Source organism: Defluviitoga tunisiensis, assembly GCF_000953715.1.
In the GTDB taxonomy this organism is placed as follows: Bacteria; Thermotogota; Thermotogae; order Petrotogales; family Petrotogaceae; genus Defluviitoga; species Defluviitoga tunisiensis.
In genome coordinates this window covers 864519-887266 of record NZ_LN824141.1, presented here as the reverse complement: position 1 = coordinate 887266, position 22748 = coordinate 864519, and the positions used below count along the sequence as shown (strand labels likewise).

The following is a 22748-nucleotide window of genomic DNA, read 5'->3' as shown; positions in this document are numbered from 1 at the left end:
CAGATTATGCTGCATTATTATCTTTTGTTACTATTAAAAAGTCTTTTTCTTTAACAATTTTCAAACCTTTTAAATTTCTATAACCTTTGTTTTTCATAAGTAACACTTTCTTAGTTTCCTCCATATTGGGAGGATATTTTTGAAATTTTAAAAAAGTCAATCTTAAAACTTCCGAATCAAAAAAATCGTTTTCTAGCTTAATTTTATAACTGTTTTCATCTGTTTTATGAACTCGTTCATTGAACTTTTTTTCAACTTCATCTCGATATTCCCACACTGTACTAGCAAGTCTAAAAAAACTTTTTTGAAAACTTGGGTTTATTTCTTTCATTTTTGGAGATATTTCATACCTGATTTTATTTCTTGAATACTCAAGTGAATAATTATATTTATCTTCTACATATGGGATATTATTTATTGTAACATAATTTTCTATTTCTTCCAAACTTACACACAACATAGGCTTAGCTAATACGCCTTCTAACGGAACCATGCCTGCTAATCCATATATACCTGTTCCACGAATTATTCTATAAATTATTGTTTCTGCAAGATCATCCATATGATGAGCTGTTGCGATCTTATCGTAATTCAGCTCTTTTAATGTTCTGAAAAAAAAGTCATATCTTAAGTCCCTTCCTGCTACCTCAACACCAACTTTCTTTTCGGATGCATATTTAAAAACTTCTTTTTTTTCTACAAAGAAAGGAACATTTAATTTTTTACATATTTGCCTCACAAAATCTTCATCACGGCCTGCTTCTTCTCGCATTCCGTGATTTAAATGAGCTACAGATAATTCAAGTTCATAAATATGCGATAATTTTGACATACAATTGAGTAAAGATATAGAATCTTTACCTCCAGATACGCCTAGTAATATTTTATCATATTTGTTAAAAATTTTATAGTCTTTGATAAATTTAAAAATCTTTTTTTCAAAATCTTGAAGAACCATGTGTCATTTCCCCCAACAAAACATAAATTACCTTAAATTTTATAGCCAAACAAGAAAAACCTTAGCGTCTATGGACGCCTCTAATCTGAGAATATTTTAAATTGTTGGAGCCGGCGAAGGGATTTGAACCCCCAACCTACTCATTACGAATGAGCCGCTCTTCCGTTGAGCTACGCCGGCAAAAAAAATTAATAAACGACAATAAGCTTTATTAACGTACTGTTTATATTATACTACATTTTAATATTTTGTCAACTATGGTGAGTTTACACATTTTACGTTTCACAACACTATTTAATAACACGTATATTTAATTTTAAATTCTTTATTCTTATTTCAGAAATACATATCTCTTTTATCTCTTTTATTTCACTATTTTATAGGCTAATAATATGATTCAGTAAGTACTCTTTACAAAAAAATATATTTATGATATAATAAGTTGAGTAATTAAACTGGGGACGTGGTGAAGCTGGTTATCATGCCGGTCTGTCACACCGGTGGCCGCGGGTTCGAGTCCCGTCGTCCCCGCCATTTCATATAATATTGCTTATCGGCTTTTTCAAGCCTTTTTTGCATTTGTACTATTTACCCCTATTTCGTATTTTTTGGTTTCTAAATTTTTTAGGACGCCCGGTTGGGCGTCTTTTTGTTTTTATGTTAGAATCTATTGTCAACCACCCACCGCCTATAGAGGCGGGGGCTTGTAGAAATGCAAGCTCGGTTGATTAGCCTATGTCATTAGCTTTCGCTAATGATTAGTTATAGCAGAATATATAGTCACCGTGGGATGCTCCACAAGTCCCATGCTCTGAGGGTAATGGTTAAACATCTCTGAGGGGTAGGAGAAGTGCTGTTACCATTAAACCTGCTATAACATTGGCGATGTGGACCTACAGGCTTCGGCCTGACTTACCTTGATGGAGGTAAATTATATGGAATGAAGCCTGTTCAAAAACCATTAAAGGACGCAACATTTATGTCTACTATAAGATGGAAATTGGTCAATGCGCTGATGTGTGACTACACTTACGGTTATATTACAAAATCCAAAAGAGTAAGTCTTGGTTTGGAAAAGACACATTATAACGATGCATTTTGCATAGCAGGTGGAATTAATCAACAGAGAATAGAACCTATCTATTTTGAGCAAATTAGGAGAAACAATCGTTCACTCGAAAAGTTCTATGATGCAAAATATGTTGATATAAGAGATAAGTCTATTAAAACAGGACAAGAGCTTTTCTGTGGTATAAGGACACGGAACAAAAACTTAAATGAAGAAAATCTTCATAAGTATCGTGGAGCTAAAAAATCAAAAGGCAGAAGAAATATTCGTAAGCAAAGATACGCTTATCAGCCTAAAGATATCGTTATCTTTGAGAGCAAAAAATATTCAGTTCAAGGTGTACAGAACAAAGGTAAATATATTAAGCTAATGGAAATGTCTAAGCCAGTTAAAACAGATTTAGTTAAGCCCTATATGTTTAGGAAAGGATTTAGTGTGTTTTATAACTGCAATTCATCCCACGCTTACAGAAGTGGGAGTCTTCTTGCAGGAAAATGATAAATATATTCTTTACTAGTTAGATAAGTTTGGTTTTTCTTTAAGCTTAATTTAAACTTTATGTATTATTTTTATTAATGGATTAATAAGAAATATTAAGTTAAAAATCATAATAATTTTGTATAAATATATTTAATTTGTGATATAATTAAGGTGACAGATATTTTACAAAGGTGATTTACAAATCATGTTAAATCGAGGAATTTGGCAATGTAGAAAGCTTGTTACTAAATTATCTTATTCTTAAAGTAGAAAGTTATAACAAGCAATTTTGTGGTTTTATCTGTTCTTTTTTGGTGCTTATTACAGTTCAGTATTAGCTAATTGATTTTAATTATTTTTTTAACTGTTTTAAGGGCTTTAGCACTATCTTTTCCTTTGATACTTAGTATAGCTTATCATTTATAAATTAATGAAGGAGGATTAATATATATGCAACGCGAGATAAATTACGACTTTTACATTGAGAACCTACAAGAGATGGCACAACTATTTCAGCAAATCAATTGGGATGCTAGTGAAAAGGATTTTCTAGACAAACTCTTGAAAATTGCCATTAAGATAATACCCGAGGCTGAATGTGGTTCTATTTGGTTAATTAAAGGTGCCTTATATAAAGCTATTGTTGGCGAAGGGTATGATCAAGAATTATTATCAAAAATGGAAGTCCCATTGAGTGAAGCCTTTGTTAATAAATATATGAAATCAGATATATTAGAAGTAAAGAACATCATGGATTATAACACTCCGGAAACTGAATTGCACAAAATAAGTCGAACGATGCATAAAAATAATAAAAATATGGTTACCTTAATTGCTACCTTAAAATATGGCGATAATGTAGCAGGTCATATATACATAGATAGTTTTCACGTTGATTCTTTTGATGAAGGTTCTAAAAAGATGCTTGAGATGTTCAGCAATCTAGCTTCAACTTTTTTAACCCTGAAGTTTTTAAGAGATTCTGAAAGAGAAAGTACAGAATTGAATACTAACTATCTAAGTTTTATAAGTCATGAACTTAGAACACCGTTAACTGCTATTATAGGCTTTGCAGAAACGATTTTGGCAAACAAGGATTTGCCAAAGAAGGAAATAATCAATATTGTTAAGAAGATTCTTTTATCTGCTAAGCATATGAATTCTTTAATAGAAGATATTTCAACCTTCAATAAATTAAACAGAGAAACAACGCTTCATTTAGAAAAGGTTAATTTAAAAAGAATTATCTATGAAGTTTTATCTATTTTAGAGGTATCTGCTTCCCCTGAGGTTGAAATTGTATTCAATTATCCTGCGGATATTCCAACAGAAATAGAGACTGACAGTACAAAACTCAAACAAGTTTTTATGAATATCATTGAAAATGCTATTAAATATACTAATAAAGGATACGTTCGAATAGACGTTAATTATGAAAATAATACAAAACACTTTATTGTAACTATCCAAGATACTGGACCTGGAATACCTAAAGAAAATTTAAAAGATATATTCAGACCATTTTTAAGACTCTCAAAAGATAAACCTGGAAGTGGGCTTGGTTTAGCCATTGTGAAAAAAAATATTGATATATTAAAAGGAGATATTGAAGTAGAGTCAGAACTATCCGTTGGAACAACATTTAGAATAAAAATACCTGCCTTTTTAAGTACTCTAGTAAATTAGTGTTTATCTTCATAACAGATATAATGAAAAAGATTGGAGAATAACACTTTTGGGTTTTCTCCCATTTTTAAAAGTCTATCTATTTCTTCTATCTTTAAAAGTATGTTTTCTATTGAAGCTGACGTGTATAGTTTTTTTAAGTTAATTTTTCTTTCCTTATCAGTTTTAAAGTTAAAGCCTAAAAAGCTAGCTACTCGCTGTTGCGATACTTCTGAGTCTTTGCTTATTTTAGATATTTCTGGCCAAGAATACGAGAATTTTGTTTCAGTATTCAACATAACAGATAAAAAATCTAAGTAATAATTGAATAAGTAACTATTAAGTGCTATGGGAGAAAATTGTGGTGAATTTGTTAGGGTTGTGAATTTGTCTAGTGTTTGTACAAAGTTTTTTTTCGCTAGACTATAACAAAGTTCTTCATAAGTTATCGTTGGAAAAGAAGATAGTATATCTTTTACCTCTTCATAGCTTATTTTCTCTTTGTCTGTATATATAGACACTTTTCTAATCTCTTCATATAGTAATTCTTCATTTTTTCCAATAAGTTCAAGTAATCTGTAGACTGTTTCATCATCAATATTTTTACCAAACATCGTTGATATATTTTTTACAAATTTAATCCAAAGATCATCTTGCCATGGAAGGGGTAAAGGAAATTCAAACTTTTTATCAAATTTGATGTTTGAAAGAGCTTTACTTTCTCTTTTGGCATCTATAATTACCGTTCCAATAAACGTCTCTTTCTGTTTAGAAAGAAATCTAGAAATTTTTTCTTGTTGAGGTATTTTGAACTCAGTAAATTCAGAAAAAATAATCGTTTTTTCTTTTGCAAATAGACTACCCATAGTAAAAGTCTTATCGAGTACCTCGTCATCATAATTTTCAGAAGAAATTCTTACCAGTTCTGCATTTTTGTTATTATCTATTATTTCTTCTATCTTTTTGTTTTTTAGAATTTTTGAATCTCCCAACATTAAAATTGTTTCCATTGATATGAATCCTCCGTTTATAAAAGCTGATTTGAACTAAGAAATGGGGAAGGGGTATTACCTTAACTCCTTTTTCTATTTTAATGTATGCAACTGAATTATTTTAAAATCATCGATATAAGAATATGGTTCTATAGATTGAGATACTACTTTATCACCGTTTCCAGTAATTATTATAGCATTTTCATCAATACCTAGATTTAACAGGATATTATAAGCTTCCTTTGGAGTATATCCTACAAGATTAGGCATAATATCTTTAAAATATAACTTGCCATTGTCTGTATAATTATTTTCACTAGGTTTAAAGTAACGATAAAAAACATTTGTTACCACAGGTGCAGCGATTTCTCCACCATAAAATTCGTTTTTAGGATTATCTATTATTACAAGTGCTGTATATTTTGGATTTACTACAGGATAAAAGCCTACAAATAATGAATAATAATTTCCTTCAATGTATCCTACTCCACCTTGAGCTTTTTGAGCAGTTCCTGTTTTTCCACCAATTTTTAAACCTTCTTTGTATGCCCTTTTAGCTGTTCCTTTTAAAACTGTGTAACCAAGCCAATCTTTTACCATTTCAGCGGTAGGTTCCGATATTACTAGCCTTTCTTTTGGTATACTATCATTTAAAAAAGAAGGTTTAACGTACTTTCCTTTGTTTGGAATAACATTAAACGCTGTTATTAGTTGAATAGGGGTTATTCCTATACCTTGACCTAGTGATATCTGGTATGGGGTAATCGCATACCATTCTGAAGGATGAGGAAACACTCCATTAATTTCTCCTTTAAATTCTATTCCTGTTTTGTTTCCAAATCCAAAGTTTAAAAGTTGTTCATAAAGCCAGAGATTAGAATATTCTTGAAGAATTTTCGTCATAATCTTTGAAATTACTATGTTTGATGAATAAACCAAGGTTTCTTTTAACCCTATTTCACCAAAACCATATCCTTGTGATTCTGTAACCACAAAATCTATATTGCTTAATGGTACATACTCAAGACCAGAATAAAATTTATCATTTATATTAATAATATTTTGATCTATCGCAATAGCCATAAGAATTGGTTTCAGGGTTGAACCCGGTTCAATATATCCCATGTAACCAATATTCCATGGATAAATTGAGGCACTGGCCTTTATTTTTCCGGTATTTGTTTCCATTATTATGGCAATTCCACCTTCTGCTTCTTCTTTTTTTACTGCATTGAGTACCTCTTCATAAGCAATCTGCTGCATTTTTAAATCAATGCTCAATTTGACAGTATCACTGGTTTCTAACAATTTATTTTCATATAAGAAGGGTTCTATCCCGTACATGGTTTTGTCTAATTTTCCTATCACCTGTGGCAGAGAAAAGATTTCGTTATAAACACGTACATTTATTGGATAAATTCTTGAAAATTTATTTAATACTCCTAAGTCTAAATATGCCTGTGCATAAGTTTCATAACTCCCCCACTTTAAAAATTTTTTATCTTTTAATTCATCATCATTAAACCTTTGATTCAATAAAAACTTATATTGATAATATTTATTTCTTCGTTTCATAAAATCCAAATCAATCCATGCTTCAAATTTGTCTTCATTTGCAACAATAAAATGACCCTTGTCATCAACAAGGGTCGCTATTTTTTTGTCTTGTAAAGTGGAGGCTAGTTCTTGAAAATCTTTTTCCAAAGGGTTATTATAAACAAAGATGACGACTAATAAGAAAATATATGAAAGAAATAAAACAATAGAAAAAACTTTTTGTTTAAAGTTCATTCCTTTTATGGCTCCATTATTTTTAATATTTCTATGTAGTTTGCAATCTGCTTATCTAATGAAATTATTTTATCTTCCATGTCTTGTACATCCATTTCTGACCTGGAAATAATAGTTTTGTAGTTTTCAATATTTTTTCCAAAGTTAAGAAATAATGTTAGCCATATACTAACTGCAAGAAAAGATAAAAAAATTAGTAATATTAGCACAATATCAATAGTTTTAACTTTTGACTGCGCTCTTTCTAGTCCCTGAGTTTTATCAATAGTTCTGTCTGGCATAAAAATTCCCCCAATTGAAGTGTTTTTAATCGGTACCTATAAATTCAGCAACTCTCAATTTAGCACTCCTACTTCTAGGGTTTTTGTTTTGCTCTTGTTCTGAGGGCAGTAAAGGTTTAGTAGTAATAAGCTTGTAATGATCATTATTTTTGAAAAAGTTTTTAACTATCCTATCTTCTAAAGAATGAAATGTTATTATTACCACTCTGCCATTTTTATTCAATAGTTTTTCAAATTTAGAAAGGGCTTCTTCTAAGTTTTTCAACTCATTATTTACTTCTATTCTTATGGCTTGAAAAGTTTTGGTCGCAAAATGTATCTTTCTCTTGTACACCTCAGAACTCGGTAATGCCTTTCTTATTGCGTTTACAAGTTCAAAAGTTGTATTTATTGGTCGATTTCTTACTATGCTTTTTGCAATTTTATGAGCAAATCTTTTTTCTTCGCCATATTCAAATATTATCTGTCTTAATTTTTCCTCGGGATAATTATTGACTATATCTGCAGCTGTAACTTCGCTTTCTGGATCCATTCTCATATCTAAAGGTTCGTCTTTAGAAAAAGAAAATCCGCGGTCTTCAGCTTTCAATTGAAAGGTTGACACACCTAAATCCATCAAAAATCCGTCTACTCTTTCTATTCCTAATCCTGCTAAAACAATATCTATATTTTGATAAGGTGCTTTTATTAGTTTAACATTTTTCAAATGATCTTTTAACTTTTGTTCGGATATTTGCAAAACTTCATGATCTATATCAACACCCACTATTTGTGCTTGATCTTCACAAAACTCACAAATAGCTTTAATATGTCCTCCCTCTCCTGCAGTACAATCAACATAAATTCCATCTTTTTTGGTAACTAAATAATGAATACATTCATCTACCAGTACACTTATATGCGAATCTTGATACTCTCTTATATTATACACCTCTCTTGTTACAATTAATAATGAATTTTAAATAAACTTAAAGTAAATTTTATTAGATTTTAGCAAAATATAACAATTCTGCTTCTATGAAATCGTCTATTTCTCCATCTAAAACTGCCTCTGCATTTGATGTTTCATGGTTTGTTCTATGATCCTTAACAAGTGTGTATGGATAAAGTACATAAGATCTAATTTGGTTCCCCCAAGAAATATCTTTTACTTCACCCATAAGTTTCATTTTTTCTTCTAACTTTTTTTGTTGTTCTAAATCATACAATTTAGCTTTAAGAATTTTAAGAGCATTTGCCTTGTTTTGATGTTGTGATCTTTCACTTTGGACAGCAACAACTATACCTGTTGGTATATGAGTAATTCGTACTGCAGAATCGGTTTTGTTAACGTGCTGTCCTCCAGCGCCACCTGACCTATAGGTATCTATTCTTAAATCATCAGGCTTTAATTCTATTTCAATATCATCGTCTATTTCTGGTACAACAGATACAGATGCAAATGATGTATGTCTTCTTCCATTAGCATCAAACGGTGAAATTCTAACTAATCTATGAACCCCTTTTTCATATTTTAATTTACCGTATACATATAAACCATCTATTTTAATAGTGGCACTTTTTATTCCTGCTTCTTCACCATCTTGATAATCTAGCATCTCAATCTCATAACCATTTTTTTCAGCCCATCTTATATACATTCTTAAAAGCATTGACGCCCAATCTTGAGATTCGGTACCCCCAGCGCCCGGATGAATGGTTAAAAAGGCATTAGCATGGTCATACTTTCCAGAAAGAAGCATTTTTAATTGGAATTTATCAACTTTGTTTTCGATAACTTTTAAGATTTCATCTACCTGTTCAATCATAGAAGAATCTTCTTCTGAAAGCTCTAATGCAGCGTCTAAATCTTCAAATATAGACTCAAGTTTTTTAAAATCTTCTATTTCATCTTTTAAATTTTGCGCTTTTTTTGAAACTTTTTGAGCCTTATCTAAATCACTCCAAAATTCTGGTTCTGCCATTATATTATCTAATTCTTTAACCTCTTGTTCTTTTTTTTCTAAATTAAATACTTTTTTCAAGTCTTCAAATTTTTCTTTCAGTTCGTCTATCTTTACTTTTACTTCATATTCTATCATTTAATCACCTCATAAACTCATTTACCTATAAAGAACCGCAAAACAAATGTATGTGAAACCCTTTTGAATTTAAACTTTATTTCTTAACTTTGTATCTTTTTCTTATTTTATTTCCTGAAAAATTACTTTCTTTCTCTTTAGATTTACCATCCTTGCCATCAATAGCAGACATATCATTGTGTATAAAACTAAGGTTTGAATAAGCCTTCATGGCTTCTTTTTCTTCTTTTTCGGGGATAACCCTTACAATTCTCATTAAATAATTAATTATATCATCATAAATACTATCAACCATTTTATCAAATAGTATATAAGATTCTCTCTTGAATTCCATAACAGGGTCTTTTTGACCATAAGACCTTAAATTCACTGATTCTTTAAGCGCCTCTATTGAATCAAGATGGTGTCTCCATTTATCATCTATTATTCTCAACATAACAAATTTTGCAACTTTATTGAAATCTTCTCCAAATTCCTCTTTTTTCTCAGAATATCTTCTCCAGAAAAGATTGAAAACTTCTTCTTTTACCTCTTCTGTATTATCTCCCTTCAAATCAGCTATAATTAAATATTGTTTTAACTTTTGAGATAATACCGCTTTATCAATTTTTTCTTCACTTTCGTTCCAGCATGCATCTACTAATCTATCTACAACATCTGCAATTATTTCTTTCATATGTTCATCATAGTTACCTTGCTCTAATATCCAGTCTCTATGATTGTATATAACAGTTCTTTGTTTATCCATCACTGAATCGAACTCATATAATCTTTTTCTTATAGAAAAATGTATACCTTCAACTTTTTTCTGTGAGTCCTGTATAATATGGGTCAACATTTTGTGTTCTATAGGTTGACCATCTTCAATTTTTAGTGTATTCATCATATTTTTCATCCTGTCTCCACCAAATAATCTTAACAAATCATCTTCAAAAGACAGAATGAATCTAGATTCTCCAGGGTCTCCTTGCCTTCCTGCCCTTCCAATTAACTGATTGTCAATTCTTCGACTTTCATGTCTCTCGGTTCCTAGGACAAAAAGTCCACCTAATTCTGTGACGCCTTCTCCTAATTTTATATCAGTTCCTCTTCCTGCCATATTTGTAGCAATAGTAACTGCATGCTTTTGACCTGCTTTAGCAACAATTTCTGCTTCTCTTTCATGATATTTGGCATTTAAAACCTCGTGAGGTATCCCTCTTTTTTTCAGCATTTCACTTAAAAGTTCACTGTTTTCAATAGAGGTTGTTCCAACTAGTACAGGTTGTCCCTTTTCGTATCTCTTAACTATCTCATCTACAATCGCCTTATATTTTTCTTCTTTTGTTTTATAAATTAAATCATTTTTATCTTCACGAATAACGGGTTCGTTGGTGGGAATAACTACAACCTCTGTGTTATAAATTGACTTAAACTCGTCTTCCTCAGTTTTAGCAGTTCCTGTCATTCCTGCCAATTTTTCATACATCCTGAAATAATTTTGGAAGGTTATTGTAGCAAAAGTCATGCTTTCTTCTTTTATTTTTACTCCTTCTTTTGCCTCAATAGCTTGGTGCAACCCTTCTGAATACCTTCTTCCCGGAAGTAATCTACCGGTAAATTCATCAACGATGATAATTTCGCCGTCTTGAATAATGTAATCTCTATCTTTTTTGAAGAAATTTAACGCTTTTAATGCGTTAAGTAAATGAAATAGATATTGAATGTTGTTGGGATCATACAAGTTATCAATTGACAACATCCTTTCAGCCTTTAAAATACCTTCTTCTGTTAAAGCAATTGTTTTTTGCTTTTCATCTATTGTGTAGTCTTTCTCGGGAATAAATTTTTTGGCTTGACTTGCAAACCTTCTGTATAAATCAGAAGGGGTGTCGGCAGGTCCAGATATTATTAAAGGTGTTCTTGCTTCATCAATTAATATTGAATCAGCTTCGTCAACAATAGCATAAAAATGACCTCTTTGTACCTTATCTGATTTATCATATACAAGGTTGTCTCTTAGATAATCAAATCCAAATTCATTAGCAGTTCCATAGGTTACATTAGCCTGATATGCTTTTTTTCTATCCTCTGGTTTCATATTTGCTTGAATGAAACCTACTGTCAATCCTAAAAATTCGTACACCGGACCCATCCACTTAGCATCTCTTTTTGCTAAATAATCGTTGTGTGTAGCAAGGTGTACATTTTTTCCTGTTAATGCATTCAAATAAATGGGTAGTGTCGCAACAAGTGTTTTACCTTCTCCTGTTTTCATTTCTGTTATTTTTCCTTCATGTAACGCAATTCCACCCATAATTTGTACGTCAAAGTGTCTCATATTTAATATTCTTCTTGAAGCCTCCCTAACAACTGCAAAAGCCTCTGGAAGAATATCATCTAAACTCTCACCGTTATTTATTCTCTTTTTGAACTCTTCAGTTTTTCCCGCTAGTTCATTGTCACTTAAAGACATCATTTCTTTTTCAAACTCATTCACAGTGTTGGTAATCTTTTCATACTTTTTAAGTAAACTTTTATTTTTGTCAAGAAATCCGAATAACATCAATGTATCACCTCGTCTTCACTCCATTTTGAATATATCTATCTAGTCTTTATTTTAATTATATAATTGTTGTTTTTTTCAAATTCCTGTCTCACAATAAAACTGTCCAAAGAGGCATAAAAATTGTTCGATAAATATTGTGATAAATTTAAAACAAAAAAATTACATAACTTTTCTTTTTCATCCACTATTTTATAATAAGAAGTATTTTTTAAAAGTGGTAATTGTGAAAAATATTTGTTAACTTTTTTAGGTTCAACGTTTGAAAAAATAAATTCATCGTCTGATATATATAAATAAACTAAGTTTCCATTGGTTTCACTACTAAAAAGATAAAATAGATAATGTCCTATCTCACCTTTTTGTAGATTTCTATCAAGGGCAAATTTGACTATTTTTTCTTTATCTAAAGGTGTTTGAAAGAATAAAAACAACTCTTCATTAGTTATCCCTCGTGAAGTAACTACTACAAACTCTTCTTTTTCGATTATTTCGTTGATAAAGTGCAATGATTCTTCAGTTTCTTTGTCTAATGGTAGCATAAATTTATTAAAATATGAAACAAATGAACTTTTGTCTATCAATTCCATCTCTATTGCTTCACCAAAAATAACTTTATTCTCTAATTGAGATAGATTAAAGAATTTTTTGCTATTTCCATAATTATTAGACTCAAATGTAATTACTAAAGTTCTATCCTCAACTGAAACATAAAAATCCCAATCTTCATTTTTATTATAAATATTTTTCGTACTTCCGGTTAACAGGTATTTTTCATCGATATCAACAATATCAGGTTCCATGTTTAAAAAAATCCCACTGTCGTTTTTTATTACCCTATAACTTTTATCTTCTAACTTATATAAAACATCTGTCAGTTTAGTGGCTCCAAAAACTTTTGTGAATATTTGATCAAAAACTTCATATTCTGTAGAATATATAGCTATTTTTTCTGCATCAATAGTAAGCTTATATAACAAATTAAAATAATTTGGATTAAGTATATCATTTATACTGTAATCTTTTTTAGGATAAAAAACAACAGATGAGTTAAGAAATCTTTGGATACTATCTTCTTCAACATCTAAAATTAATTTATAGAATTCTTTTAAATAATCCAAGCCCAATCCTTCGGTTGAATTTACAAATCTAAAAAAAGGAACTGAGGTATAAATTTCATTATACGTTTTTAATAAATTATTGAATTTTATAACAGTTGCAGAAAACAATAGAGAAACACAAGTTACTATAACAAAAACAAGTAAAAGTTTCTTTATAATTTAACACCTCCATTCTCAACAAAAAAATCAGTAAAGAATACGCTATTTAGACTATATCAATAACTAACTTCATAAGATAGTTCTTACTTCATTTTAAACCTTGAAATTTCTTCGTTTAGGTTTTCAGAAAGGATCTCTAACTCTCTTGCTTTTTGACTTAAAGTATAAGCACTTTTAGTTTGTTGTTCTATAGATTCTCGTATTTCTTTAATTTGTTCATTTATTTCATTTACTGTTCTAGCTATTCTTTCAGCAGAAGTACTCATTTCTTGAGTACTAGCACTTTGCTGCTGAGAACCCGCAGTCACATTTTCAACCTCTGTTATCATTTTATTAATTTCGTTTTGTATTAAACTAAATTGAACACTTATTTTTTGGGCTTCTTCGTTTATTTCTGTTATTGTATTTACAGTTTTTTCTGTTGATTTGTTTACTTCAATTGTCCCATTTTTCAACTCTTCTAATATACTCGCTATTTCATTAGTGGCTTGACTACTGTTCTCTGCGAGTTTTCGAATCTCCTCAGCCACTACTGCAAATCCTCTTCCGGCTTCTCCTGCTCTAGCAGCTTCTATTGCAGCGTTTAAAGCCAAAAGATTTGTTTGCTCGGTTATAGCATTTATACTGTATATTATTTTTTCTATATTGTCAGCTTTTGTTAAAAGGTTTTCTACAATTTTTTGAGTATCTATCGATTGTTTTGACCCTTCATCAATCTTCTTAACTATATTTTCTATACTTTGTATACCCTTGTTAGCCTCTTTTTGTGTTCCATCGGCCAGATTTGCCAATTCTTGGGCAGCACTTGCTAATCCTTGAGCCGAAGAGGCTATTTCTTCTATACCTGAAGTCATTTCTTCCACCGATGAGGCACTTTCTTCAGAGACTATCTCAATTTTTTCAGTTTTTTCTAAAACTTCTTTACTAATCTTTTGAGAAAGATTAGATAATTCGTTTAATTCAGTTGATGAACGATTAAGTCTATTAGAGGTATCTTTTACTGCACTTATTGCCTCTCTAAACTTATCCAACATCTTATTGAAAGATTCTGCCATTTCTCCAACTTCATCTTTCGCCTTTGTTTCAAAGTAAACATTTAAATTACCTTCACCCACCTTAACAAGTGTTTTAGATAATTCTCTTATAGGTTTTGCAATATTCTTTCCAACAAAATAGGAAATAACTATTGCTAGCCCTATACCTATAAAAGTTATTAACAAAATTACGAAAATAAGTTTATTCATCTTTTCGTAGACAACTTTTTCTGGTAATTCAAGAAATACAAACCAACCATTAGTCAATGTTTCATAATTTGATAAATATGTTTCTTTATCAATTTCTTTTTTAAAATTACCTTGTTTTTCACTTTTTATTATTTCAATGTATTCTTCAAATTCTTTTTGAAGATTTGTAGATGTATCATATTTTGGATGAAATATAACATTTAATTGATTATCCAATATAAAGGCATACGAATCTTTATAATTTGAAATATCCCCAACTTGACTTGAAAAAAATTCAACTGGAAAACTTGCCCCTACAACTCCAACCAAGGTACCACTCTTTTCATCAACATAAGGTTTGGAATATGTAATAACGTTACTACCTAAATAATCGTCATAATATATATTTGACCATACACCCATATTTTGCTCTTTAGCATGAAAAAACCATTTTAGTTTCTCATTTTCAGGGGTAAAAGTTTCATCATATTTTAGAAATTCATTTTTTATTGTTTGATCATCTTTTTTTATATAGAATAATGAATATAGTTCTTTCGTACTTAGCATATCTGGGTTAAAAACAATAAACGTACTAACATTACCATCTAATTTTAAGGAATAGTCTTTTGGAACATTTTTTACTTTATCCATAAATCTTACGACTTCCGCATTTGAAAAACTTGCTAAGAAAGGATCAAACCCTAAAAAAGCAGAATCAGCGAAACTATCAATTGTTATTTCAATAATCTTTATTTGAGAGTTAAGATTAGAGGCGATGCTAGAAGTGAGATTTTTCACACTTTCTAATGCATAATTCTCCAATAAAGATGATGCTTGAAAAATAGTTATAAAACTCACCAATATTAAAAATGAAAGAACCAGCAAGACAGAAGTTAAAATGATTTTTGTACTTATCTTTTTCAATTTATAAACCCCCTTTTCTAAGGAGAAATAAAAACATTACTATTTCTGAAGCGTATATTCAGAAAATATAAAAAAGATTATAAAATACCTAATTTAATAATGTACGTTACCTTTTTTAATAACTTTTTATTTTTGAACCTATATCTCTATACCCAACGTTACTCTAACAAGGAACCCTATAAAAAACGTTAAACCAGCAACACCAAAACTTATACCAGCCATTTCTAAAAATCTTTTTTTGAAAGGAAGATCCTTCGCTACAGAAATATAAAAATTAAAACCCAATATGATTATAACAGCAATTATTAAGGTTAATATCAAACTTAAAAAATAATTTTTAGGGATTAACAAATAGGGCAGAATTAATAAAAACACTGTAATTATATAAGTTATTCCAGTATAAACTGCAGATTTTAGAGCATTTTCATTTCCTTCTGCTCTTTGAGAGAGATATTCCGAAGCTGCCATAGATAAAGATGCAGCTATACCTGTTATCAATCCAGAAGATGCAATTAAAAGACCATTTTGTAATGCAAAGGTTAAACCAGCTAAAGCGCCCGTCAATTCTACCAAAGCATCGTTCAATCCTAACACTATAGAGCCTATATAGTTTAACTTATCTTCTTCTATCATTGATAATAACTCAGCTTCGTGCTCTTGTTCTTGTTCTTCAATTTTTTGAGCCTCAGGAATTACATCAAATACCTCCTTGTAATTAACTTGAGCCCTTTCTTCACCTTTTTCCATTAGTTTAAGGCTAAACGTTAAACCTAGTATCTTTGAAAGAAAAACATAAAAAACAATCTTTACTTTATTTGGTTTTACATCAATTCCTGTATAACTTTTCCATATATTATAATGATTTAACTCCTCTTGAGCTATCTTTTCTAAGACTTTCTTATTGTTCTCATCTTTTGTTGATTTAGCTATTTTTCTATAAATCTCATATTCAGTAATTTCATTCTTTTGAAAAATTAACAGCTTATCTTTTATATTTTCTTTAGCCATCGGTATCTTCCCTCCCATTTTTCATCATTTTCAAAACTTTCGTAAATTTCTTTTATCTCTTTTTCATATATTTTAAAGATCTCTAACAATTTAGGATTAAAATGTTCGGGCTTGGTCCTTGCGTCGCCTTTGAATAGAATTTCTAAACTTTGTTCATGAGAAAAGGAGTCTTTATAACTTCTTTTTGATCGTAATGCATCGTAAATATCAACTAAACCAACTATCTGAGCCTCAATAGGAATTTCTCCATCTTTAAGACCGAAAGGATAACCGCTTCCATCATAGTGTTCATGATGGTATAAAGCAATCTTTCTGGCAGTTTCAAAATAATCCCCTGTCAACAAATTTTCCGCATACAAAGGATGTTTTTTGATTTCTTCCCATTCTTCAGGGCTTAATTGTCCCTCTTTATTAAGAATGTCTGGCGAAATCAACAGCTTTCCAACATCGTGCAAAGGAGAAAAAATTCTAATCTTTTCTACTTCTTCATCTGGCAACCCATATTTTTTAGCAAGAAAAGCAGAGAGTTCACTAACGCGAAAAATATGCATATAACTATTCTCGTCATGTGATTCTGCAATAAGGGCAAGATTATTTGCAAAATCAATGTATGCATTCCTAATTTGTTCGGCTTTTAACCGATTTAATAGAAATATTTTTGCTAAATTTATAAAATTATCAAAAAACTCAACAGACTCTTGAGAAAAGACTTTATTGCTTCCTTCTGCTATATCTAAAGTGATATCTAAATACCTCTTTTCGTCAATCTTGATTACTTTTATTATTGTTGATTTTGTTGGCTTTGAATATCTTTCAATCTTATTTATAATATCTTGTGGCATCCTCTCGTTGTTCAGGGCCTTAATATTCTCTACTACCCTCACTTCTTCGGTAAAAAAAGCGTGTTCACGTTTTAGTGAAAGATTATTTAAACCAGTCACATCATGCCCAATAGCTGCTAAAAACCGCCACTCGTCTCCTTCTATTAATGAAACACTTCCATAATCTGCCTCAGGAACCTCTGCAATTAAAATTTGTAAAAATTCATGAAAAAAGATATCTACAGGTACTTCCTCATTTCCTATTTCAGAAATAATCATCAATAAATTATCGATCTTTTTTCTTAAAGTTTCAATATTTTCATAACTTTCTCTCAATTCCTCATTTTGAGCGATTAATTGTTCATTTGAAGATATTAGTTGTTCATTTGCAGCCGCTAGTTCTTCAGAATAATTTTGCAAATCTAACTCACTTTCTCTTAACTGTTTTAGTAGTGCAGTAACTTTCTTGTTTTTACTATATATAATTATGTTTATGACAATTAAAAATATTATTGAAACTATACCAATCCAAAATAAAATGGGATATTTTTCATAAAACGATATTGGTTCGTTTTTAATTATTGATCCAGCTGGAAGTGCATTTAATGATATCTTAAACTTTTTAAGTTGTGGATAATTAAAGATATATTTATTCTCTAAACGATAAAACCTTGGCAAATTTGCAATATTCGTTCCTGATAAAATGTTTAAAACAATTTCTCCTGCTTTTTCTCCTTGTTCGAATGCACTTGTAATTCGACCGCCCACAATGTTATAATCCATATATACACTTAGAGTTGTGTATATAGGAATCTGATCATACTTATTTATGAAATCTCCAATTTCATCAAAACTATAAAAAACACCATTTTTATCTCTATTAAATCCTAAAAAAATGGCGATAGAATCATCTAGTGGGTTACTAAGATTTTCATGTATCTCTTCTAAAAAATCACTTAAAAATATAAAATCTATGTCTGAAAAATATGGAATTACTTCCTTTTCCATCTCTTGCCTTACAAGAATACTTGTTTTTGTATAGTTGTCTATCACTACATAAACATGTTTTGTGTCTTTATGCAAATTTAATGCTGTAGATAATGTATCTTTGATATCTAGTATTTCTACAATCCCACTCACAAAATCTTTATTTTCTAGGTCATATTCTTGAAAATAATTGATTCCACAAAATACAATAGGAAGCCCCTTAAAAAAAGACTCGTAATTTTCTAAAACAAAATCGAAGGCATCATTATCTACGGCAACGACAGCTTTGAATTGAATATTTCCTAATTTTTTAAATAAATAATCCTTGAATATCTCTAAAGAATCATCATCTCCGAACCTTTTTGAATCTAAAAATTCTACGTAAACTTCAAGATCTTCACGATTGTTTAACACCGAAAAAAGTCCGTTTAATTCTTCATCAGACCAAGATAAACCAGGATTATAAGAATTTAGAACCAACAAAGAGTTTTGAGAAAAGATAGTTGAACTTATCAGTATACAAAATAAAATAAGCATCCATATTTTTGAGTATTTAATTATAAATACCTCCCTTTTAGTCCTAAAAACACCCTTTTTGGTTTTTATAAGGTTCTGTAATTCATATACCAAAATTAAAGATATTTTGATGCCATTATATACAATTATAACATCTTTCAGACAATATTAAGTAATTAAAAGAAAAAGATGGTGATATATTGTTCATTTATTTATATCATTTTAAGTTAAAGTCCTTATCTATACTAAAGGAATAGATCGTTAACATAATATTATTCTATTCTTATTATCCTTGTAATTTATTTTTTTTATGATAATGGTGAGCATTGTTATTTTAATTTATATGCAAAAGTTGATCTATCCTTGTGACCTAATATGCTCTTATCAAGTGGATTTTGAGTGATGAATCATCAAAACCTTAGAAGATAAGGAGGGGGTAATATGTCAAAGGGTTGGTTAATTACTATTGGTATATACTTACTACTGATGGGGATTGTTGGTTTGTTTGTGGCTTCAATGCCAAATTGGCATGCATGGATTGATTTAGTAGTAGGAGTTATTGGATTAATAGTCGGAGCAACTGATAAAGGTAAAAAGAGTTCATAGTAAGGCAACAAAAAATATATAGCATAAAAATAGATAACACAAAAAGGGCGATATAGATGCCCTTTTTGTTTTAGTTATACACTCAAAAGAGGTGGTCATGTGCCATTTGATGGTTTAGTATTGTATAAGGTTTTACGAGAAGTAAAAGAACATGTTATAGGTGAAAGAATTAGAAACATTTACCAACCTGTCTATTATCAAGTATTATTACAGTTATCAAATAATTATTTGTTATTTTCTCTGCAAAACCCTTCTTATATGCTCTTATTAGCTGAGAAACCCGATATACCTATGGAACCAGCACATTTTGCTCAGTTTCTAAGAAAAAGAATTAGAAACGGTAGAATTTTACAAGTTGAACAACTAGGCTTAGATAGACTGGGTTTTATTGAAATAGAAAGCTATGACGATGAAAGATCAGAAAAAGTCATATATAAGTTATATTTTGAATTGATGGGTAGAAATTCCAACTTAATTTTAGTTAACGAAGAAGGTAAAATCGAGGAGGCATACAAACACGTACATGATGACTTTAGACCCATTTTACCCGGTGCTAAATTTATTCCTTATTATGATGATTCAAAATTAAATATTTTGAGGGATAATGTATCAATTTTAGATGATTCATTTTTAAATAATCTAATGGGATTTTCAAAGAAATCTAAAGATTTTCTCAAAATTATTGGTGTTGAAAAAGCAATTCAAGATCTTAATGATTCTCATTTATACTTCTTTAAAGATAATAACAAATTTGATGCAGTTGCTATAACACCTAACAATTATTCTTATGAAAAGTTAACTCCTTCAGAGGCTATACTTAAGGTTTTTCAGGAAAGGGCTAACCAGTCTAGATTTTTGGAGATAAAGAGGTATCTAGAAAAAAATGTGAATAACTTTATTGAAAGATCAGAAAAAACTAAAGATCTGATTTTAAAGGATTTATCTGAAGAAGAGCTTTTGGAAGAACTTGAAACAAAAGGTAAATTGCTTCAGAGCTATTTATTTAAAATAAAAAAAGGAGACAAATATCTTCCTGTAATTGATTGGAACAGTGGGTTGGAGATTGTTATAGAAATAGATCCTTTATTATCTCCAACACAAAATTTAGAAAAATACTACAAAGAGATAAAACGAATCAAGAACAAAGTTGAGTTTGCTAAGAAAAGAATTAAGGAAGTTAATAATGAGTTGGAGTATCTTTATCAGCTTTTAGAAACAATTACCTCAGCCCAAGACCTTGAAACTTTAATAGAAATAAGGGAAGAAATGAAAGAACAAGGTTTAATTAGAGAAACTAAAAAACCTAAAAGAGAAAAAAAGTTCGAAACATCTTACAGAAAATATGAGTATGAAGGTTTTGAAATATTAGTGGGTAAAAATAATAAACAAAATGATGATTTAACAAGATCAGCATCAAGAGAAGACATTTGGCTCCATACACATGAAATTCCGGGTTCTCATGTGATAATTAAATCTGCTGGAAGAGCCGTACCAGAGCAAGTAATCAAGTATGCAGCACGAATAGCTGCTACATTTTCAAAGGCTAAAATGTCCTCTAATGTAGCTGTTGATTATACTCAAAGAAAAAACGTATGGAAACCCAAAGGAGCTAAACCCGGGATGTGGCTATATGAAAACTATGAAACAATTATAGTTGAGCCATTAAAGGACATATTTTAATTATTGACCTTTTTAAATATAAATATGTTTGATATTTATTCTTTATAACCTAACAAACGAGATATTTTTCTCGTACAATCCACGACAAACCTTGCATATTCGTCAACTTTTGTCTCTTTAGCTTGAGATGTACTCATAGAAATACTAACAGCCCCAATAACTTGATTGTCATAATTAAAAATGGGTGCCCCAATACAAAAAATACCGTTTTCATTTTCTTCATTATCTACTGCGTAGCCCATTTTTCTTATTTCTGATAATTGCTTTTTTAATTTTTCTGGATCTGTAATTGTGTTTTTTGCCCTTTTTTCTAACTGGGCCGTTCTTAAATATTCTTCCAATTCTTGTTGAGGTAAATAGGCTAAAATTGCCTTCCCAAAACCAGTTGCATATAAGTTCATTCTCATTCCTATCTTTGACATCATAGGCAAAGAATGAGGACCTTCAATCTTTTCTATATATACCCCTTCGTCACCATCTTTTACAACTAAGTGAACAGTTTGACCAGTTTTGACCATTAAATCAACTAGATGTGGTTGGGCTAAATCTCTGAGGTTTATTTTTTTCAGGATTATACTACCATATTCCACAAGTTTAAAGCTGGGAATATATGTTCTATCTTTATTTTTAGTTAACAGTTCTCCTCTATACAAATCATCTAAGTATTTATATGCATTAGATATCGACATCTCAAATTCACGAGCAATTTCTGTAGCACTTACTGGCGTAGGAGAATTAACAATATAATCGAGTATGGCTATAACATTTCTTACAGTTTGAATTAATATTCACCTTCCTAAAAAATATTCTAAAAACAATTATACTATATATTATTAAATAAATAGTAAATAATTGTCATTCTACCTTGTAAATCCATCATTATTTCCAAAAAAAGCTTCTAGATCTCCCCAGGTAGGTAACCCCTCCACATCACCCTTTACAGTCAGAGCAAAGGCACCTGCAGCATTTGCTAATCTTACGGCATCTTTTAACGTATATCCATTAATTAACCCCGCTAAAAATCCTGCAGCAAAGGCATCTCCTGCACCAATTGGATCTACTATTCTTTCAACTTTATATCCAGAAATATGAGTTATTTCTTCCCTTGTACCTAAATATGCCCCATCTTCTCCAACCTTTAATACAACTATCTCAGGACCAAGATCTAAAAATCTATTTAATATATCAATTTCGTCAGATAATTCTAACAAGATTTTTGCCTCACTTAATCCTGGAAGTAATATATCAGATTTACTTGCTATATCTAAGATAATTTTTTTCATTTGTTCTTTATCGTTCCACACTTTAAACCTAATGTTTGGATCAAATACTATTTTTAAATTATGTTTTTTTGCTATTTCTATAGCTTTATAAACGGCTCTAAAACATGATTCGCTTAAGCCTGGAGTTATGCCCGTTATATGCAAATACTTTGCCTGGGCAATATATTGTTCGTCTAAGTCGTTCTCATCCATAAAACTAGCAGCAGAGCCTTTCCTATAATAGTATATCCTACTTTCTCCAATTTCAACCCTCTCTTTAAAAAATACTCCTGTAGGATGCTCTTCATCTCTTTTTACTTGTGATACATCGACACCTTCACCTCTAATAAAAGATTCGATATAATCCCCAAATCCATCTTTTCCTAACTTACTGATCCATCCAGCTTTAACACCCAATTTTGAAAGACCTATAGCAACGTTTGATTCTGCGCCTCCAATATGTTTATTAAATTGATAGATATATTTTAAAGGGCCAGTTTCTGTAGGCACAAAAAGAACCATTGTTTCACCTAAAGTTACTACATCCATTATAATCACCACCATTAATAATACCAAAAA

The 22748-nt window shown here is 30.3% G+C and carries 17 protein-coding genes and 2 tRNA genes; 5 read left to right on the top strand and 14 right to left on the bottom strand.

Going from position 1 to position 22748, the window contains the following annotated elements; translation table 11 throughout:
- Positions 1-4: 4 nt before the first annotated feature.
- Together tilS and DTL3_RS04145 are read right to left on the bottom strand one after the other, a co-directional pair.
- The gene (gene tilS / locus DTL3_RS04150) at positions 5-958 is read right to left on the bottom strand and encodes a tRNA lysidine(34) synthetase TilS (RefSeq protein WP_045087653.1); all 954 of its coding nucleotides are present in this window, start codon (positions 956-958) and stop codon (positions 5-7) included.
- A gap of 105 nt (positions 959-1063) precedes the next feature.
- Positions 1064-1138, bottom strand: a tRNA-Thr gene (locus DTL3_RS04145).
- 277 nt (positions 1139-1415) lie between these two features.
- On the opposite strand from DTL3_RS04145, the gene DTL3_RS04140 reads away from it, so the two are divergent.
- The 3 genes from DTL3_RS04140 (at position 1416) to DTL3_RS04130 (ending at position 4193) form a co-directional block, all read left to right on the top strand.
- Positions 1416-1492: transfer RNA gene (locus DTL3_RS04140), tRNA-Asp, on the top strand.
- 406 nt (positions 1493-1898) lie between these two features.
- Positions 1899-2525, top strand: a complete 627-nt coding sequence (locus DTL3_RS04135; RefSeq protein ID WP_052670356.1) for a hypothetical protein — start codon at positions 1899-1901, stop codon at positions 2523-2525.
- A gap of 432 nt (positions 2526-2957) precedes the next feature.
- A complete protein-coding gene (locus DTL3_RS04130) occupies positions 2958-4193 on the top strand; it encodes a GAF domain-containing sensor histidine kinase (protein ID WP_045087651.1) in 1236 nt (411 codons plus the stop codon).
- Here the strand turns inward: DTL3_RS04130 and DTL3_RS04125 are convergent.
- From DTL3_RS04125 to DTL3_RS04080, 10 genes are all read right to left on the bottom strand, one after another.
- On the bottom strand, positions 4190-5182 hold the full coding sequence (locus DTL3_RS04125; protein ID WP_045087650.1) for a DNA polymerase III subunit delta: 993 nt from the start codon (positions 5180-5182) through the stop codon (positions 4190-4192). The two genes, DTL3_RS04130 and DTL3_RS04125, sit on opposite strands and share 4 nt — an antisense overlap.
- Positions 5183-5257: 75 nt before the next feature.
- Positions 5258-6955, bottom strand: coding sequence for a penicillin-binding transpeptidase domain-containing protein (locus DTL3_RS04120; RefSeq protein ID WP_052670354.1), 1698 nt, complete (start codon positions 6953-6955; stop codon positions 5258-5260).
- A 5-nt stretch (positions 6956-6960) separates the two neighbouring features.
- Positions 6961-7236, bottom strand: a complete 276-nt coding sequence (locus DTL3_RS04115; RefSeq protein ID WP_045087649.1) for a hypothetical protein — start codon at positions 7234-7236, stop codon at positions 6961-6963.
- Between the two features lie 25 nt (positions 7237-7261).
- On the bottom strand, positions 7262-8158 hold the full coding sequence (gene rsmH, locus DTL3_RS04110) for a 16S rRNA (cytosine(1402)-N(4))-methyltransferase RsmH (RefSeq protein ID WP_045088602.1): 897 nt from the start codon (positions 8156-8158) through the stop codon (positions 7262-7264).
- A gap of 61 nt (positions 8159-8219) precedes the next feature.
- The gene (gene prfB / locus DTL3_RS04105; protein WP_045087648.1) at positions 8220-9317 is read right to left on the bottom strand and encodes a peptide chain release factor 2; all 1098 of its coding nucleotides are present in this window, start codon (positions 9315-9317) and stop codon (positions 8220-8222) included.
- A 76-nt stretch (positions 9318-9393) separates the two neighbouring features.
- Complete coding sequence (gene secA / locus DTL3_RS04100; RefSeq protein WP_045087647.1) at positions 9394-11862, bottom strand: preprotein translocase subunit SecA; 2469 nt, start codon at positions 11860-11862, stop codon at positions 9394-9396.
- A gap of 38 nt (positions 11863-11900) precedes the next feature.
- On the bottom strand, positions 11901-13091 hold the full coding sequence (locus tag DTL3_RS04095; protein ID WP_045087646.1) for a hypothetical protein: 1191 nt from the start codon (positions 13089-13091) through the stop codon (positions 11901-11903).
- 134 nt (positions 13092-13225) lie between these two features.
- Positions 13226-15289: a methyl-accepting chemotaxis protein gene (locus tag DTL3_RS04090; RefSeq protein ID WP_045087645.1), complete on the bottom strand. Its 2064-nt coding sequence runs from the start codon at positions 15287-15289 to the stop codon at positions 13226-13228.
- Positions 15290-15427: 138 nt separating this feature from the next.
- On the bottom strand, positions 15428-16297 hold the full coding sequence (locus DTL3_RS04085) for a VIT1/CCC1 transporter family protein (RefSeq protein ID WP_144403470.1): 870 nt from the start codon (positions 16295-16297) through the stop codon (positions 15428-15430).
- A complete protein-coding gene (locus DTL3_RS04080) occupies positions 16279-18642 on the bottom strand; it encodes an HD-GYP domain-containing protein (protein WP_052670351.1) in 2364 nt (787 codons plus the stop codon). The genes DTL3_RS04085 and DTL3_RS04080 overlap by 19 nt, the downstream gene beginning before the upstream one ends.
- Positions 18643-19062: 420 nt before the next feature.
- Between DTL3_RS04080 and DTL3_RS09610 the strand changes: the two genes are divergently transcribed.
- Positions 19063-19227, top strand: a complete 165-nt coding sequence (locus DTL3_RS09610) for a hypothetical protein (RefSeq protein WP_171820586.1) — start codon at positions 19063-19065, stop codon at positions 19225-19227.
- A gap of 99 nt (positions 19228-19326) precedes the next feature.
- Complete coding sequence (locus tag DTL3_RS04075) at positions 19327-20907, top strand: Rqc2 family fibronectin-binding protein (protein WP_045087643.1); 1581 nt, start codon at positions 19327-19329, stop codon at positions 20905-20907.
- 35 nt (positions 20908-20942) lie between these two features.
- Here the strand turns inward: DTL3_RS04075 and DTL3_RS04070 are convergent, their stop codons facing one another.
- A complete protein-coding gene (locus DTL3_RS04070) occupies positions 20943-21668 on the bottom strand; it encodes an IclR family transcriptional regulator (RefSeq protein WP_269446388.1) in 726 nt (241 codons plus the stop codon).
- 99 nt (positions 21669-21767) lie between these two features.
- The gene (locus DTL3_RS04065) at positions 21768-22718 is read right to left on the bottom strand and encodes a sugar kinase (RefSeq protein ID WP_045087641.1); all 951 of its coding nucleotides are present in this window, start codon (positions 22716-22718) and stop codon (positions 21768-21770) included.
- Between the last annotated feature and the right edge of the window lie 30 nt (positions 22719-22748).

Excerpts from the sequence above, each read along its gene's own strand:
- tilS (WP_045087653.1), bottom strand. The coding sequence starts at position 958 with ATGGTTCTTCAAGATTTTGAAAAAAAGATTTTTAAATTTATCAAAGAC.
- DTL3_RS04135 (WP_052670356.1), top strand. The coding sequence starts at position 1,899 with ATGAAGCCTGTTCAAAAACCATTAAAGGACGCAACATTTATGTCTACT.
- DTL3_RS04130 (WP_045087651.1), top strand. The coding sequence starts at position 2,958 with ATGCAACGCGAGATAAATTACGACTTTTACATTGAGAACCTACAAGAG.
- DTL3_RS04125 (WP_045087650.1), bottom strand. The coding sequence starts at position 5,182 with ATGGAAACAATTTTAATGTTGGGAGATTCAAAAATTCTAAAAAACAAA.
- DTL3_RS04120 (WP_052670354.1), bottom strand. The coding sequence starts at position 6,955 with ATGAACTTTAAACAAAAAGTTTTTTCTATTGTTTTATTTCTTTCATAT.
- DTL3_RS04115 (WP_045087649.1), bottom strand. The coding sequence starts at position 7,236 with ATGCCAGACAGAACTATTGATAAAACTCAGGGACTAGAAAGAGCGCAG.
- prfB (WP_045087648.1), bottom strand. The coding sequence starts at position 9,317 with ATGATAGAATATGAAGTAAAAGTAAAGATAGACGAACTGAAAGAAAAA.
- secA (WP_045087647.1), bottom strand. The coding sequence starts at position 11,862 with ATGTTATTCGGATTTCTTGACAAAAATAAAAGTTTACTTAAAAAGTAT.
- DTL3_RS04085 (WP_144403470.1), bottom strand. The coding sequence starts at position 16,297 with ATGGCTAAAGAAAATATAAAAGATAAGCTGTTAATTTTTCAAAAGAAT.
- DTL3_RS04080 (WP_052670351.1), bottom strand. The coding sequence starts at position 18,642 with ATGCTTATTTTATTTTGTATACTGATAAGTTCAACTATCTTTTCTCAA.
- DTL3_RS09610 (WP_171820586.1), top strand. The coding sequence starts at position 19,063 with ATGTCAAAGGGTTGGTTAATTACTATTGGTATATACTTACTACTGATG.
- DTL3_RS04065 (WP_045087641.1), bottom strand. The coding sequence starts at position 22,718 with ATGGATGTAGTAACTTTAGGTGAAACAATGGTTCTTTTTGTGCCTACA.